Consider the following 14,594-nt stretch of genomic DNA (forward strand, 5'->3'; position numbering starts at 1 on the left):
ACAGCACACCGCCAGTCGTGAGCAATGCGGCCTGTCCTGTAGCGGCGCTGCGGGGGAGTCACACCCGCCGCGCCAGCCCTGACCGGCACACGGCCTGCACCCACTGCGGCCGTGGCCGGCCTCCCACCCGCTGGCCTGACCAGCACACGGAGAGCAAGCCGAATGAACCTGACTTTTGTCCTGCAAGCAGCAAGTGACGCCACGCGGCGGAGGATGGCGCGATGAATGGCAAGATTCACGATTTCGTGGCCATCGGCATCGGCCCCTTCAATCTGGGCCTGGCCTGCCTGACCCAGCCGCTGGAAGGGCTGGACGGTGTATTCCTCGACCAGGCGGCCGGTTTTGACTGGCATCCGGGCATGTTGCTGGAAAACGCCACCCTGCAAACGCCGTTTCTGGCCGATCTGGTGACGCTGGCCGACCCCACCAGCCGTTTCAGTTTTCTCAACTACCTGAAAAGCAGCGGGCGGATTTACGCTTTTTACATCCGCGAAGATTTCTTCATGCTGCGCCAGGAATACAACCAGTACTGCCAGTGGGTGTGCGCCCAGCTGGACAGCCTGCGCTGGCAGCGCCAGGTGGAGCGGGTGGCGTACGACGAAATCAACAGCCTGTATCAGGTGTATTGCCAGAACCTGGCCAGCGGCGAGCTGGAGCTGTACCGCGCCCGTCATCTGGTGCTGGGCACCGGCACCGTGCCGCTGTGGCCGGCGTGCTGCCAGTCGGTGCGGCAGCAGGCCAGCCACTCGGCCAGCTATCTGGCCGACAAGGCGGCGCTGCAGCGCCAGCCCTCCATCACCATCATCGGCAGCGGCCAGAGCGCGGCAGAGATTTACTACGACCTGCTGCAGGACATCGACCGCTACGGCTACCAGCTGAACTGGCTCACCCGCTCGCCGCGCTTTTTCCCGCTGGAATACACCAAGCTGACGCTGGAGCTGACCTCGCCGGAATATGTGGATTACTTCCACCAGTTGCCGCTGTCGCAGCGCGACCAGCTGCTGCAACAGCAAAAAGGCCTGTTCAAGGGCATCAATGCCAGCCTGATCAACGACATTCACGAACTGCTGTATCGCAAGCACCTGAACGGCAAGCCGGACACCCTGCTGCTGGCCAATACCGCGCTCAGCGACTGCCGCTATGACAAGGCGCAGGGGCTTTTCCAGCTGGAACTGCAGCAGCTGGAGCAGCAACAGCGCTTCAGCCTGCAGACGGCCGGGCTGGTGCTGGCGACCGGCTATGGCTACCGCCAGCCGGCCTTCCTGGCGCCGATTGCCGGGCGCATCCGCCGTGATGAACATGGCCGCTTTGCCGTGGCACGCGATTACAGCATCGATGCCGAGCATCGCCTGTTCGTGCAAAACGCCGAGCTGCACACCCACGGCCTTTCGTCGCCCGACCTGGGCATGGCCTGCTATCGCAATGCGCGGCTGATCCGCAGCATCAGCGGTGTGGAGCACTACCCGGTGGAGCAGCGCATCGCTTTCCAGCAATTCACCGCGCCGGAGCGCCAGCCCGATCCGGAAAGACTGAGCGCATGAGGCGGACCTTGCTGACGCTCAGCACGCTGGCGGTGGTGGGCGATGCGGTACTGCTGCCGTTTTACCCGCAGTACTTCGCCAGCCGCTTCGGCGTGGAAGATGCCCGGCTGGTGGGCAACTATCTGGCCGCGCTATGCCTGGTGGTGATGCTGGCGCTGCCGCTATGGGCGCGGCTGGCGCGGCGGGTGGAGTTGCTGCGGCTGCTGCCCTTCACCCAGCTGGCGGCGGCGCTGCTGTGTGTTGCCTGCTATGCCGCCGACAGCATGCTGCTGTTCTGGCTGGCTTCGCTGGCCATGGTGGGCTGCAAATCCAGCTATCTGCTGATCTACCCGCGGCTGATGAGCCAGGCCGCACCGCAGGAGCATGCCGGGCTGATCGGCCTGCTGTCGGTCATCGTCCACTTTGGTGGCATCGCCGGGGCCTTGCTGGGCGGGGTGTTGCTGGGTTTGTTGCCAGCCCGCCATGCCTTCTTGCTGATGGCACTGGCTGATCTGGCGCAGATGGGCTTGTGCCTGTGGCTGCTGCGCGTACCGCTACCGGCCTTGCCGCAGGTTGCCGCACCGGCCAGCACGGTGGGCGAACACCCGCCGCAAGCGGCTGGCGGCCTGTGGCGGCTGGGCTTGCTGATGCTGCTGTTTTACTGCAGCGCCTATCTGGTGCGTGGCTTTTTTGCCCTGTACTGGCAGCAGCAAAGCGGGCTGGACAACAGCACCTTGGCGGCGGCGGTGTTTGCCTTGCCGGCGCTGCTGGCCTTGCTTGGCCTGTGGCACAACCGGCGCCGGCAGCGGCTTGCCCGGCCAGCGGCCGGCAGTACCCGCAGCCTGCTGTTGCTGGGGGCGGGCGGCTTGCTGCTGCAGGCGCTGCCACAGCTGCCACTGCTGTTGCTGGGGCGCTGCCTGTTCGGCTGGGCCTTGTTCCAGCTGACGGTGCGGCTGGATTTGCAGCTGTTCCGCCTCAGTACCCCGCTGCATTACGCCCGTGACTATAGCCGCATCAATCTGTGCCAGAACCTGGGCGTGCTGCTGTCGTCCAGCGCCGCTGGTGCGTTGGTGGCCAGTTATGGCCTGGTCGCGCCCTTTGTGGCGGCGGCGCTGGGGCTGCTGCTATGCCTGCTGGCCCATCCCTTGTTATTGCCCGAGCTGCGGCCACCCTTTCCCAAGGAGTTTGCTGATGAGCACGCCTGACCTTGCTCCACTGTTTTCCCGTCAGTTTGCCGGCATGGGCGAGTTCCGCCTCTATCCGCTGCAGGTGCCGCAAGACATGCCCCTGCTGCACGACTGGGTTGGCCGCGATTACGCCCGTTACTGGGGCATGCAGCACTGCGATCTGACGGCGGTGAGCGACGCCTATGCCCGGTTGCAGGACAGCGGCCATGCCCAGGCACTGCTAGGCCGGCTGGACGGTGTGCCGGCCTTCCTGATGGAGCGTTACGACCCGGCGCACGACGAACTGGGCCGGCACTACCCGGTGCAGCCGGGCGATACCGGCATGCATCTGCTGCTGGCCCCACCCTTGCAGCCGCGCAGCGGTTTCAGCCGGGCGGTGATGCACACCGTGCTGGCTGCGCTGTTTGCCGACCCGGCGGTGGCGCGGGTGGTGGTGGAGCCGGATGTGCGCAATGACAAGATCCACCGCCTCAACCGCCATGCCGGCTTTGTTTATCAGGGCGAGATCCAGCTGCCGCACAAGCGCGCGGCGCTGGCTTTTTGCAGCCGGGCGCAGTTTGCCGCGGCCTGCGCCGCCGCCCAGCCGGCTTGTGCTGTCTGATCGCCAATCATTCCGGCCGCCGCCCCTCGGCGCTGTGCGGCCGTCACGCAAGGAACACCATGCAAACGCCTAGCCATCAATATCCGCAACAACTGGTTCAACATCTGCAGCCGGCCATCTGGGCCAAGGTCAACCGCCTGCTGCTGCGCAAGGCCATTGCCGAGTTCTCCCACGAGCTGTTGCTGGCTCCACAATTACAACAGCAGCAGGGCGACTGGGGCAGCTACCGCCTGCCCATCCCGGATGGCAGCGGGGAATACACCTTCCGCGCCCGCGTGCTGGCGCTGGAGCATTGGCTGATCGATGCCGCTTCGCTTAGCCGCAGCCTGCACGGGGCGCCGGCCGCGCTGGATGCGCTGGCCTTCATCATCGAATTCAAAGGCCCGCTGGGCATTGGCGACGACATGATGCCGGTGTACCTGGAAGAGATCAGCAGCACCCTGTATGGCAGTGCCTACAAGCATGCCCGCGGCGGGCTGAGTGCCGAGGAGCTGACCCGCGCCGATTTCCAGTCGGTGGAAACCAGCATGATGGAAGGCCACCCCGGCTTTGTCGCCAATAACGGCCGCATCGGCTTCGATGCCGTCGACTACCCGCGCCATGCGCCGGAAGCGGCGGCACCGCAGCGGCTGATCTGGCTGGCGGTGCACAAGTCGCGCGCCACCTTCTCGTGCGCGGCCGACCTGGACTACCAGCGCCTGTTGCAAGAAGAACTGGGCAGCGCGGCGCTGGCCGGCTTTGCCCGCCAGCTGGCCGCACAGCAGCTGGAGATGGACGACTACCTGCTGATGCCGGCCCACCCCTGGCAGTGGTTCAACAAGCTGGCCATATCCTTTGCGCCGGAAGTGGCACAGCGCCATATCGTCTGCCTGGGCTATGGCGAGGATGCCTATCTGGCGCAGCAGTCCATCCGCACCTTCTACAACATCAGCCAGCCGCAGCGCCGCTATGTGAAAACCGCGCTGTCCATTCTTAATATGGGCTTCATGCGCGGGCTGTCGCCGTATTACATGCTGGCCACCCCGGCCATCAACGACTGGATCCGCCAGCTGGTGGACAGCGATGCCTACCTGCGCCAGCAAGGCTTTGCCATCCTGCGCGAAGTGGCCTCCATCGGTTTTCGCAATCCCTATTTCGATGGCGGCATCAGCAAGGATTCGCCCTACAAGAAAATGTTGTCGGCGCTGTGGCGGGAAAGCCCGGCCGCGCTGCTGGGGCCGGGCAAACGGCTGATGACCATGGCCGCGCTGCTGCATATCGATGCGGCCGGGGAATCCTTGCTGGCCGCGCTGATCCACAGTTCCGGGCTGGATGCGCGCAGCTGGGTGGCGCGCTATCTGCAAGCCTATCTGGCACCGCTGCTGCATTGCTTCTATGCCCACGAGCTGGTGTTCATGCCACACGGGGAAAACCTCATCCTGCAGCTGGAAAACAATATCCCGCAGCGCGCCATCATGAAGGACATTGCCGAGGAAGCGGCCATCCTGAACCCGGATGCCGCCCTGCCGCCAGCGGTAGCGCGGCTGGCGGTGAAGGTGCCGGAGGAGATGAAGCTGCTGGCCTTGTTTACCGATGTGTTCGACGGCTTCTTCCGCTATCTGGCGGCCATTCTGGATGAGCACTGCGGCCTGCCGGAGCAGGCGTTCTGGCAGGAGGTGGCCCTGTGCGTGCGCACTTACCAGATGCAATTCCCGCAGCTGGCCGCGCGCTTTGCCCGCTACGACCTGTTCATGCCGGAGTTTGCCCGCTCTTGCCTGAACCGGCTGCAACTGGGCAATAACCAGCAGATGCTGGATCTGGCCAATCCGGCCGGCAATCTGAAGTTTGCCGGCACCCTGCGCAATCCGCTGGCCAGCCATGCCGTTTGACGCCACAGCCGCAGGCGCGGGCGGCAGGCTTGGGCAGCTGCTGGTGCAGCTGTCTCAGGCGCTGCCCGGTCTGGATGGCCGCATAGGCGAGGCCGCCGCCGACGAGTTTGCCCTGGCGACGGCCGGCCCGGCCATTGGCCAGCTGCTGCAGCATTTGCGCAGCCGGCATCCGGAAGCCGGCCCGCATTACTGGGGCTGCCGCAGCTGGGGCCTGCTGCTGTGGCAGCCGGCTTACGCCACGGTGCTGGGGGTGGAGCTGGCGGGAGCCCTGCCGGACTGGAGCAGCATGCAGCAAGGTTTGCTGCCCGGCATGGTGGCCGGTTTTTCCCTGCCGGCGCAGCCGCTGCGCCATGGCCCGGCGGCCGGCCTGCGCCAGCCGGCCGCCGCGCAGCTGAGCGCCATCGCGGCCAGCGTGCTGCCGCAGCTGGCCGCGCAGCAGCCCTTGCATGCCAAGCTGGCCGGCCGCCTGCTGGCCGACTGCGTGGTGGCGGCCTTGCTGCTGCTGCAGCGGCTGCAACCGGTACGCGACAACGCCGCCATCGAACAATTGACCGGGCAATGGCTGGCGGCACTGGACTTGCCGCAGGCCAGCGGCGTGTGGCCGGTGGCGCTCGAAAACGGCGGCGAGCGGCTGGCGCTGGCGCGGCGTGCCTGCTGCCAGCATTTTCGCCGCTGCGATGGCGCCCTGTGCAGCACCTGCCCGAAATTGTCTGCCACCGCGCGTGTGGCACAGCTGAGAAAGGAGTGGGCGCAGCATGCTGACCCTGCGTGATATCCGTGTGGAGCGGCAAGGCCGTACCGTATTGCAACTGCCGGCCTTGCAGCTGGATGGCCGGGCTTTCACCGTCATCCTGGGGCATAACGGCTCCGGCAAATCCACCTTGATGAACCTGCTGGCGCGCCAGTTGCAGCCCGATCAGGGACAGTTGCAGTTGAATGGCCAGCCGCTGAACCGGCTGTCGGCGCGGCAGTTTGCCCGTGCCGTGGCTTATTTGCCGCAGCGCCTGCCCGAAGTGGCCGGCCTGACCGTGGCCGAGCTGGTGGGGCTGGGGCGCTATCCCTGGCGCGGTGCTTTCGGCCGCTGGAGCGCACAGGACAGCGCCATCGTGGCCGAGGCCATGCGCGCTGCCGACGTGACCCAGCATGCCGCACACGAGGCCGAGCTGTTATCCGGCGGCGAGCGCCAGCGCGCCTGGATCGCCATGCTGCTGGCGCAGCAGTCGCCGCTGTTGCTGCTGGACGAACCGACCTCGGCGCTGGACCTGGCGCACCAATACCAGTTGATGGGCCTGCTGCGCCGGCTTAACCGCGACAGCGGCCGTGGTGTGGTGGTGGTGCTGCATGACATCAATCTGGCGGCCCGCCATGCCGACCGCATCATCGCCTTGCAGCAAGGGCGGCTGTATTTCGATGGCTCGCCGCTGGAGCTGCTGCATTCGCCGCGCCTGTCCGGGCTGTACGGGGTGGATATCCAGCTGCTGCCACAAGCCGGCCAGCCCTGTCCGGTAGCGGTGGTGGCCTGAGATGTCAGCCGTCATCACCTTGTTATTACCTGCCACCGGGCGTGGCTGGCGCTATCCGCTGGCGCTGTGCGGCCTGCTGGGCTTGTTGTCGCTACACCTGTGGCTGGATGGCGGGCTGCCCCCGGCCGCGCAGTGGGCGCAGCTGTGGCAGGCACCGGTTGATTTCAACGGCCTGCAATTCCACTATGCGGCCTTGCCGCGTGCGGCCATGGCCCTGCTGGTGGGCGCGGCGCTGGGCTTGTCCGGCAGCGTGTTGCAACAGCTGACCGGCAACCGGCTGGTGTCGCCGATGACGCTGGGCCTGTCGGCCGGTGCCTGGCTGGGGGTGGTGCTGGCCAGCATCTGCCTGCCCGGCGTGCTGGCGCTGCACCCGGCCTGGCCGGCGCTGGGCGGGGCCATGCTGGCGCTGGGGCTGGTCTTGCTGCTGGCCGGGCCACAGGGGCTGAACGGCTTGCCGCTGGTGCTGGGCGGCATGGCGGTCAACCTGCTGCTGGGGGCGCTGGCGACGGCGCTGGTGCTGCTGCACGACCAGTACGCGCGCAATCTGTTTGTCTGGGGCGCCGGCGATCTGGCACAGATCGACTGGCAGTGGACGCTGTGGCTGCTGCCCCGGCTCAGCCCGGCCCTGCTCTTGCTATGGCTGGCTCCGCGCCCGCTGTCGCTGCTGCGGCTGGGACTGGCTGCTGCGCGTGGCCGTGGTGTTGCGGTGAGCAGCATTTTGCTCTTGCTGCTGGCGGCACTGTGGCTGAGTGCGGTGTCAGTGGCAGCGGTGGGGCTGATCGGCTTTATCGGCCTGGTGGCACCCAATCTGGCCAGCCTGCTCGGTGCACGCCAGCCACGGGCGCAACTGGCTGCCAGCGCCGTGCTGGGGGCGCTGTGCCTGCTGGGTAGCGACTGTCTGGCGCTGGCCTTCAGCCAGTGGGCGGGTGACAGCCTGCCCAGCGGAGCGGTGACTGCCTTGCTGGGCGCACCGGCCTTGCTGTGGCTGGCGCGGCGTAATCTGCGGCCGGCACAGCAAGCGGCTGCACCATCCAGTGTGGTGGCTGGCCAGCGACGCTGGGGCAGGGGAGGCTGGCTGCTGGCGGTGTCCTTGCTAGTACTGCTGACCCTGTTGAGTGTTTGCCTGTCACCGATGGCTGATGGCGGGCAACTGCGCTGGGTGCTGGCATGGCCGGAGCCGCTGCTCTGGTCCTTGCGCTGGCCGCGCAGCCTGGTGGCGCTCAGTGCCGGCGCCGGGCTGGCCTTGGCCGGGGTGCTGTTGCAACGGCTGTTGCGCAATCCGCTGGCCAGTCCCGATCTGCTGGGGCTGTCGGCTGGTGGCAGCCTGGCGCTGTTGCTGGCCAGCAGCTGGCTGGGCCAGCCCCTGCTGCAGGGCGGGCCTTTGCTGGTACTGGCCGGCAGCTTGCTGGTGCTGGGGCTGCTGCTGTGGCTGGGCCGTCGCCACGGCTACGCTGCCGGCATGATGGCGCTGAGCGGCATTGCGCTGGCGGCCTTGCTGGATGCGCTGGTGCAGGTGGTGCTGGCCAAGGGCACGGCGGACAGCTTTGCCGTGCTGGGCTGGCTGGCCGGTTCCAGTTACCGGGTCAGCGGCGCACAGGCGCTATGGCTGAGCCTGGCGGTGCTGGTGCTGGGCATGACAGCGCTGGCGGCACAACGGGTGCTGGCCTTGCTGGCCACTGGCGATGGCGTGGCACAGGGCCGTGGGCTGATGCTGGAACGGGTACGGCTGGGCTTGCTGCTGCTGGTGGCCTTGCTGACGGCGGTGGTGACGGCAGTGCTGGGGCCGGTGGCCTTTCTGGGCTTGCTGGCCCCGCATATCGCCGCGCTGCTGGGCGCACGCCGGCCGGTGGCGCAATTGCTCTTGGCAGCCTTGCTGGGCGCGGCGCTGCTGCTGCTGGCCGACTGGCTGGGCCGGGTGTTGATCTACCCGCGGCAGTTGCCGCTGGGCATGCTGGCCTCGGTGCTGTGCGGGGGCTATTTCCTGCTGTTGCTGTGCTGGCAACGGCTACGCCGCGGAGGCGGGCGATGATGTTGCGCATACTGCTTTGTTGCTTTGCCGTCTGGCTGACCGGCGGCTGGCTGCCGGCCATGGCCGCTGGCCTGGATGAACTGGAGCAGGCCAGCCGCCAGCCGGCGGGCCCGCCGCCGCAACGCATTGTCGCCTTGAGCTGGGAGGCGGCGGAAAACCTGCTGGAACTGGGCCTGACTCCACTGGCGGTGGCCGATGCCGACGACTACCGGCAATGGGTGGTACGCCCACGCCTGCCGGCGCAGGTGCCGTCGGCCGGCAGCCGGCTGGAACCCAATCTGGAGCTGCTGGCCAGCCTCAAGCCACAGCTGATCATCATCAGCCCCACCTTGCTGCCCATGCGCGCCAGCCTGCAGCGCATTGCCCCGGTATTGAATATCGACGCCTATCAGCCGGGGCAGGACCATGCGCAGGCAGCCGAGCGCATCTTGCTGCAGCTGGGGCGGGTGCTGGGGCGGCAGCCGCAGGCGCAGCAGCGGCTACAGCAGCTGGAGCAGGGCTTTGCCAGCCTGCGCCGCCAGTTGCAGGCGCATGGGGCTGCCGCCTGGCCCACGGTGCAGGTCATCCGCTTTGCCAACCCGTCCATGGTGTATGTCTACGGCAGCAATGCCATGCCGGTGCTGGCCTTGCGCCGGCTGGGCCTGCGCACCACCGGCCAGCCGGCGCCCTCGGTATGGGGAGTCAGCCAGCAGCGCGTGGGCCAGCTGCTGGCGCTGCGCCAGGATATCGTGCTGTATCAGCAGCCGTTTGCCGCCGCGCCGCAGCTGTTTGCCAGCCCCTTGTGGCAGGGCTTGCCCTTTGTACGGCAGCAGCGCTTTGCCGCGGTGGCGCCGGCCTGGAGCTACGGCGGTGCGGCCTCGCTGCTCTATCTGGCACAGGGCATGACCACCGCCCTGCTGCAATTGCCCATCGCGGCGGCCAGCAGGCCAGCCTTGCGCTAATGCCATTTGGCAGGGCCTGCCCGCAGCCACGCCAGCAGGGCCCTGCTGCGGCAGGCTGAAAAGCATGAAATCCAGTGATTTTTCTGTCTTTTGTGGCGATTTTTCTGTTTTTCACCCGTTGTGCATTTTTCCTGGCAAAGCCATTTCTTTCAATGACTTGCCTGCCTGTTTGCCGCCAGTGGACGCGTTGCTTTGCTGTTTAAAATATTATTCATTGTGGTGTTTTATTAAACGCGTGATTAGAATTGCAAGGCCGGCAAGTCTTGGAAAGTTCATTCTATACAAGGATTTGACTGCTTTGGAGATTGTAGTCAATGTCTTGCTGTTTAAAAAAATGCCATTTTTTTACGAAATGGCAGCATAAACAGTTGTCGTGCAGACCAATGCCGCAAGCATCCCGAAGCGGCCTGCCTGGAGCAGGCCCGCTAGCGGGGCTGGCTGTGGTCTTGCCGGCAGCAGGCAAGCAGTAATGTGGGTCACTTTCACCGCGACAAAAACAAAAAATGCAATTTGCCGGCGGACCTGCCCACGCGGGCCGCCGGTTTGGGAGATTCTTTCATGAGTGCTTCATCTCAAGGTTTGAGCCACGGGCTCAAGCAGCGTCACGTCACCATGCTGTCCATTGCCGGTGTCATCGGTGCCGGTTTGTTTGTCGGCTCCGGCCACGCCATTGCCGAGGCCGGCCCTGCCGTGCTGATCGCCTATGCCATGGCCGGGCTGCTGGTGGTGCTGGTCATGCGCATGCTGGGCGAAATGGCGGTGGCCGCGCCGGATACCGGCTCGTTTTCCACCTATGCCGACCGTGCCATCGGCCACTGGGCCGGCTACATCATCGGCTGGCTGTACTGGTGGTTCTGGGTACTGGTGATTCCGCTGGAAGCCAATGCCGCCGCCACCATCCTGCATGCCTGGTTTGCCGGTGTGCCGATGTGGGCCTTTGCCCTGGGCATTACCGTCTTGCTGACCATCACCAACCTGTTCAGCGTGAAGAACTACGGCGAGTTCGAGTTCTGGTTCGCGCTGGTGAAGGTGGTGGCAATCGTCGCCTTCCTGGCGGTGGCCGGCGCTGCCATGCTGGGCCTGATTCCGGGCAGCCAGGTCAGTGGCACCGCACGGCTGTTTGATCACGGCGGCTTCATGCCCAATGGCTTTGGCGCCGTGCTGGGTGCCATGCTGACCACCATGTTTACCTTTCTGGGGACAGAGATCGTCACCATCGCCGCGGCCGAATCGGACAACCCGCAGCAGCAGATCACCAAGGCCACCAATTCGGTGGTATGGCGGATCAGCCTGTTCTACCTGGGCTCCATCTTCGTGGTGACCGCACTGGTGGCCTGGAACGATCCGCAACTGGCCGCCCTGGGTTCCTACCAGCGTACCTTGCAGCTGATCGGCATTCCCAATGCCAAGGCCATTGTCGATGTGGTGGTGCTGGTGTCGGTGGCCAGCTGCCTGAACTCGGCGCTGTATACCGCCTCGCGCATGCTGTATTCGCTGTCCAGCCGTGGCGATGCCCTGAAGATGTTTGGCGATATCGCAGCCAACGGCACGCCGCAAAAGGCGGTGCTCGGCTCCATGGTGGTGGGCTTCATCACCGTGATCGCCAACTACCTGGTTCCCAAGGAAGTGTTCGACATCCTGCTGGCCACTTCCGGCACCATCGCCCTGCTGGTGTACCTGGTGATTGCCATTTCCCAGCTGCGCATGCGCCAGCGCATGGAGGCCAATGGCGAAACGCCGGCCTTCCGCATGTGGATGTTCCCGACACTGACCTGGATGGTCATCGTGTTCATCTGCGCCGTGGTGGTGCTGATGGCCATCCGTCCCGAGCACCAGGTCGAAGTGATCAGCACCGGTGCGCTGGCCGTGGCATTGCTGGCGGTGGGCTGGATTCGCTCGCGTCTGTACGGCACGCCGTGGATGGAGTCACGCCCGGCCAAGGTGGCCACGCAGTCCTGAGCGGCGCTGAATATCCGTTTTTGCTTTTCCTGACGACCCTTAGCATCACTTACGCCCCCGCAAGGGGGCTTTTTTTATTGGCGCGGCAGGGCAGGCTGTACTTTCGCTTACACAAGGCACACGATCGCTTACACACGTTGGCGGGCAACAAGGCTAAAATATAAACAGTTACTTGCTATTATTTAAAATAATGGCAGCCAAATAAGTCTGGTGAACTTGTGCCGCCTGGTTCTGCCCTATGCGGTGCTTGGCGCGCCCCGCAAGCTGAGCATGGCCTGCTGCTCACCGCCTTGCTGCTGTTTGTGTCGGCGTGCCTTGCCGCCGGGACGCGATGCCCTGTGTCAGCCGGGCGGATTGCAGCGGCCCGCCCGGCTGGTGGCACTGGCTAAGTATCACCATGAAGGCCGTCACCGTGCGCCGCTTGCGCTCGGCACGGTCGGTATCTGTATCGGGCATGCAGCATGCTCATCCCGTAACGAGGAGTCTACGATGAAAAAACAAATCACTTCGCTGTTGGTCGTCACGATGGCGGTGGCCAGCCTGAGCGGTTGCGCCAATATGAATGAAACCCAGCAAACCACCGGCACCGGTGCCGCGGTGGGGGCAGGTGTTGGTGCCTTGCTGGGCGCGCTGACTGCCGGTGGCCATACCGGCCGCAGCGCAGTGACCGGCGCGGCAGTGGGCGCGGCCTTGGGGGCTGGCGGTGGTTATCTGTGGTCGCAGCATATGCAAAAGCAGAAAGAGGCCATGGAAAAAGCCTCGCAAGGCACTGGTGTGAGCGTGAGCCAGACGGCCGACAACCAGCTCAAGCTGAATATTCCGAGCGATGTGTCGTTTGATTCCGGCCGTTACGATATCAAGCCCAATCTGCGCCCGGTACTGGATCGCTTCGCCACTACCTTGCAGCAGAATCCGGTCACCACCGTGCGCATCGTCGGCCATACCGACAATACCGGCAGCGATGCCATCAATAATCCGCTGTCGGTCAACCGCGCCAGCGCCACCCGCGACTATCTGGTCAACCGTGGCGTAGCGGCCAACCGTATCAGCATCGACGGCATGGGCTCGCGTCAGCCGGTGGCCGACAACAGCACCGTGGCCGGTCGCGCTGCCAACCGTCGCGTGGAAATCTTTGTCGGCGAAGCCGGCAAGTAAGCCCCTTGTCGCGCTCCGGCGTGGCCGGACAACAGCAAAAAGCCCGCTTGTGCGGTAATGCAGTTCACTTAACGGATCGAACCTGTTTGGTCGGGTAACGGGGCGGCAGCTTTTTCACAACGCGGGGGCATTCACGCCCCCGTCGTTGCTTTGGAAGCAGCAGTGCACCCAGGCACTCTAAGCGCGCTGGCAATGTTCCAGGACTACTGATCGCCAGCCAGCCAACTCGTAGCGTAAATAATGCAGCGCTGTCGTAAAACTAAGATCGGCTGGTACGACACCGACTTCCCGTACCACCTCGGCCATCTCCAGCCGGACTGGGTTGTAGGATAGTAGCGCGCCCCAAACCTCCTGCCGGACAGTTCTTGCTGAGTACGGAGTGATTCCACACGGAGTCTTCAAATGGCCAGGCCGACCAACCAGCGGAACAGCAGGTTGTAGGAAATCTGTTCGAACAGCAGCCACTCGCTGCTCTTGAGTGTCTGTCAGCATCGTCGTTGATCGTTGTTTGATGCGGCCAGTATTTCAACAGCCTGTTAGCACTTAAGGTACTCTCTGATGAAGGCTTGAAGGCATTCGGTGCCGTTTGGCTTCATCAAATGACCGACATTAAATCTGAACCAGTCTGCAGTCTTTCCATTCAGTAAAAACACATCTCCTGGTGCTAATAAAATATTTGCAGCCGCTGCTTTCTCAGAAAAGTGGGAGGCTGAGTCAATTTTCGGATGACGAGCACAAACAAAGAACCCACCGCCCGGAGAGGAAATGTCGGTAAAACCTAATTCCGATAATTTATTACGAGCAACCTCGCGTACAATAAAAAGCCGTTCTCTCATGCGTGTAATATGCTTTCTGTAGTTTCCGCTAGTCAAAAAGGCATATACTGCCATTTCGGAAAATGAAGGGCATCCAATCACACCATTCAGTTTAATAGTATTAATTTTATTAGTGATATCGATGTTTGCCGCAACATAGCCTATACGGATTGATGCCGAAACTGATTTTGAGAAGCTACCAATCAGCACTACTCGATTCAATTGATCCAAGGAAGCAATGCGTGTCCGATACAGATCATCAAAATCGCCATATACGTCGTCTTCTACAACGTAGATATCATGGTTTTTAGCCAGACTCAGGATCTCATGTGCGGTCGCAGGGTCAGTACATCCACCAGTCGGGTTGTGGAAAATAGATTGTGTAAAGAATGCTTTAGGCTTGTAATCATTGAGCAATTTGCGCAATGTCTCTAAACAAGGCCCTGTATCCATCCTTGGTACCCCTATTGCATGTACGCCATAACCAGTTAAAGCAGAGTACAGATTGTAGTAGCCAGGTTCATCTACAAGAACATAATCCCCTGGCCGGACTAGCGCCCGCATGACTAGTTCCAGTCCATGACTTGCACCAATAGTTAAGCAAATCTGATCGGCGGTTGTACCAACCTTAAGGCCCATCAGCATTTCGGCTATGCGTACACGTAATGGGGCATACCCCTGTGAGTCACCATAGTTGGAAATCGACAATCTCTGGTCGCGTAGCAAACTACGAATTGCCATACGAAGATCTGGATCAGGATACCACTCATCAGGCAGTAAGCCTGTTCCCAAGTTAATTCTCCACTGTTTAGCCATCTGTTGGCGCATGAGCCACTCACCATTTATACGGATATGCTCTTTATGGCCTGGATTTAAGTGCAACTTTTTCTGGCCCTTAGCCGGCGGTTTCAAGAGCCAAGTGCAACGGTGGTTGGAATCCTGATATCCAGATTGAAGCAACATTCCCAGAATGCTTCGCTGGGCTTCTTAAACCCT

At 63.3% G+C, this 14,594-nt stretch carries 13 protein-coding genes and 1 pseudogene; 11 read left to right on the top strand and 3 right to left on the bottom strand.

What is annotated here, in order from left to right:
- Positions 1 to 221: 221 nt before the first annotated feature.
- The 10 genes from DFR38_RS18155 to gabP all read left to right on the top strand — a co-directional run bounded on the left by DFR38_RS18155 (position 222) and on the right by gabP (position 11,628).
- On the top strand, positions 222 to 1,541 hold the full coding sequence (locus DFR38_RS18155; protein WP_110313735.1) for a lysine N(6)-hydroxylase/L-ornithine N(5)-oxygenase family protein: 1,320 nt from the start codon (positions 222 to 224) through the stop codon (positions 1,539 to 1,541).
- Positions 1,538 to 2,725 carry an MFS transporter gene (locus DFR38_RS18160; RefSeq protein WP_110313736.1) on the top strand — a complete coding sequence of 396 codons (1,188 nt, stop codon included), beginning with the start codon at positions 1,538 to 1,540 and terminating at the stop codon, positions 2,723 to 2,725. Before DFR38_RS18155 ends, DFR38_RS18160 begins: the two co-directional genes overlap by 4 nt.
- The gene (locus DFR38_RS18165) at positions 2,712 to 3,308 is read left to right on the top strand and encodes a GNAT family N-acetyltransferase (protein WP_110313737.1); all 597 of its coding nucleotides are present in this window, start codon (positions 2,712 to 2,714) and stop codon (positions 3,306 to 3,308) included. The genes DFR38_RS18160 and DFR38_RS18165 overlap by 14 nt, the downstream gene beginning before the upstream one ends.
- A gap of 59 nt (positions 3,309 to 3,367) precedes the next feature.
- The gene (locus DFR38_RS18170) at positions 3,368 to 5,176 is read left to right on the top strand and encodes an IucA/IucC family protein (protein ID WP_059287578.1); all 1,809 of its coding nucleotides are present in this window, start codon (positions 3,368 to 3,370) and stop codon (positions 5,174 to 5,176) included.
- Positions 5,177 to 5,219: 43 nt separating this feature from the next.
- Entirely contained in the window at positions 5,220 to 5,948 is a 729-nt protein-coding gene (locus DFR38_RS18175; RefSeq protein WP_158527762.1) for a siderophore ferric iron reductase, read from the top strand.
- Entirely contained in the window at positions 5,932 to 6,699 is a 768-nt protein-coding gene (locus tag DFR38_RS18180) for an ABC transporter ATP-binding protein (protein ID WP_110313738.1), read from the top strand. The genes DFR38_RS18175 and DFR38_RS18180 overlap by 17 nt, the downstream gene beginning before the upstream one ends.
- Position 6,700: 1 nt before the next feature.
- Positions 6,701 to 8,728: a Fe(3+)-hydroxamate ABC transporter permease FhuB gene (gene fhuB / locus DFR38_RS18185; RefSeq protein WP_110313739.1), complete on the top strand. Its 2,028-nt coding sequence runs from the start codon at positions 6,701 to 6,703 to the stop codon at positions 8,726 to 8,728.
- Positions 8,725 to 9,669, top strand: a complete 945-nt coding sequence (locus DFR38_RS18190) for an ABC transporter substrate-binding protein (protein WP_110313740.1) — start codon at positions 8,725 to 8,727, stop codon at positions 9,667 to 9,669. Before fhuB ends, DFR38_RS18190 begins: the two co-directional genes overlap by 4 nt.
- A gap of 64 nt (positions 9,670 to 9,733) precedes the next feature.
- A complete protein-coding gene (locus DFR38_RS21125; RefSeq protein WP_146216014.1) occupies positions 9,734 to 10,033 on the top strand; it encodes a hypothetical protein in 300 nt (99 codons plus the stop codon).
- A 194-nt stretch (positions 10,034 to 10,227) separates the two neighbouring features.
- Positions 10,228 to 11,628, top strand: coding sequence for a GABA permease (gene gabP / locus DFR38_RS18195; protein WP_059287579.1), 1,401 nt, complete (start codon positions 10,228 to 10,230; stop codon positions 11,626 to 11,628).
- Between the two features lie 282 nt (positions 11,629 to 11,910).
- On the opposite strand, the gene DFR38_RS21305 is transcribed toward gabP, so the two are convergent.
- Positions 11,911 to 12,084, bottom strand: coding sequence for a hypothetical protein (locus DFR38_RS21305; protein ID WP_158527763.1), 174 nt, complete (start codon positions 12,082 to 12,084; stop codon positions 11,911 to 11,913).
- A 33-nt stretch (positions 12,085 to 12,117) separates the two neighbouring features.
- On the opposite strand from DFR38_RS21305, the gene DFR38_RS18200 reads away from it, so the two are divergent.
- Positions 12,118 to 12,783 (top strand): YiaD family glycine zipper/OmpA-like lipoprotein, encoded by a 666-nt coding sequence (locus tag DFR38_RS18200; protein WP_110313741.1) that lies wholly within the window; start codon positions 12,118 to 12,120, stop codon positions 12,781 to 12,783.
- Between the two features lie 361 nt (positions 12,784 to 13,144).
- Here the strand turns inward: DFR38_RS18200 and DFR38_RS18205 are convergent.
- Together DFR38_RS18205 and DFR38_RS18210 are read right to left on the bottom strand one after the other, a co-directional pair.
- A pseudogene (locus DFR38_RS18205) lies at positions 13,145 to 13,253 on the bottom strand (transposase); the annotation flags it as partial.
- A gap of 66 nt (positions 13,254 to 13,319) precedes the next feature.
- Entirely contained in the window at positions 13,320 to 14,561 is a 1,242-nt protein-coding gene (locus DFR38_RS18210) for an aminotransferase-like domain-containing protein (RefSeq protein WP_082694009.1), read from the bottom strand.
- Positions 14,562 to 14,594: the final 33 nt, after the last annotated feature.

It is taken from the genome of Aquitalea magnusonii, from assembly GCF_003202035.1.
GTDB classification, from domain to species: Bacteria; Pseudomonadota; Gammaproteobacteria; order Burkholderiales; family Chromobacteriaceae; genus Aquitalea; species Aquitalea magnusonii.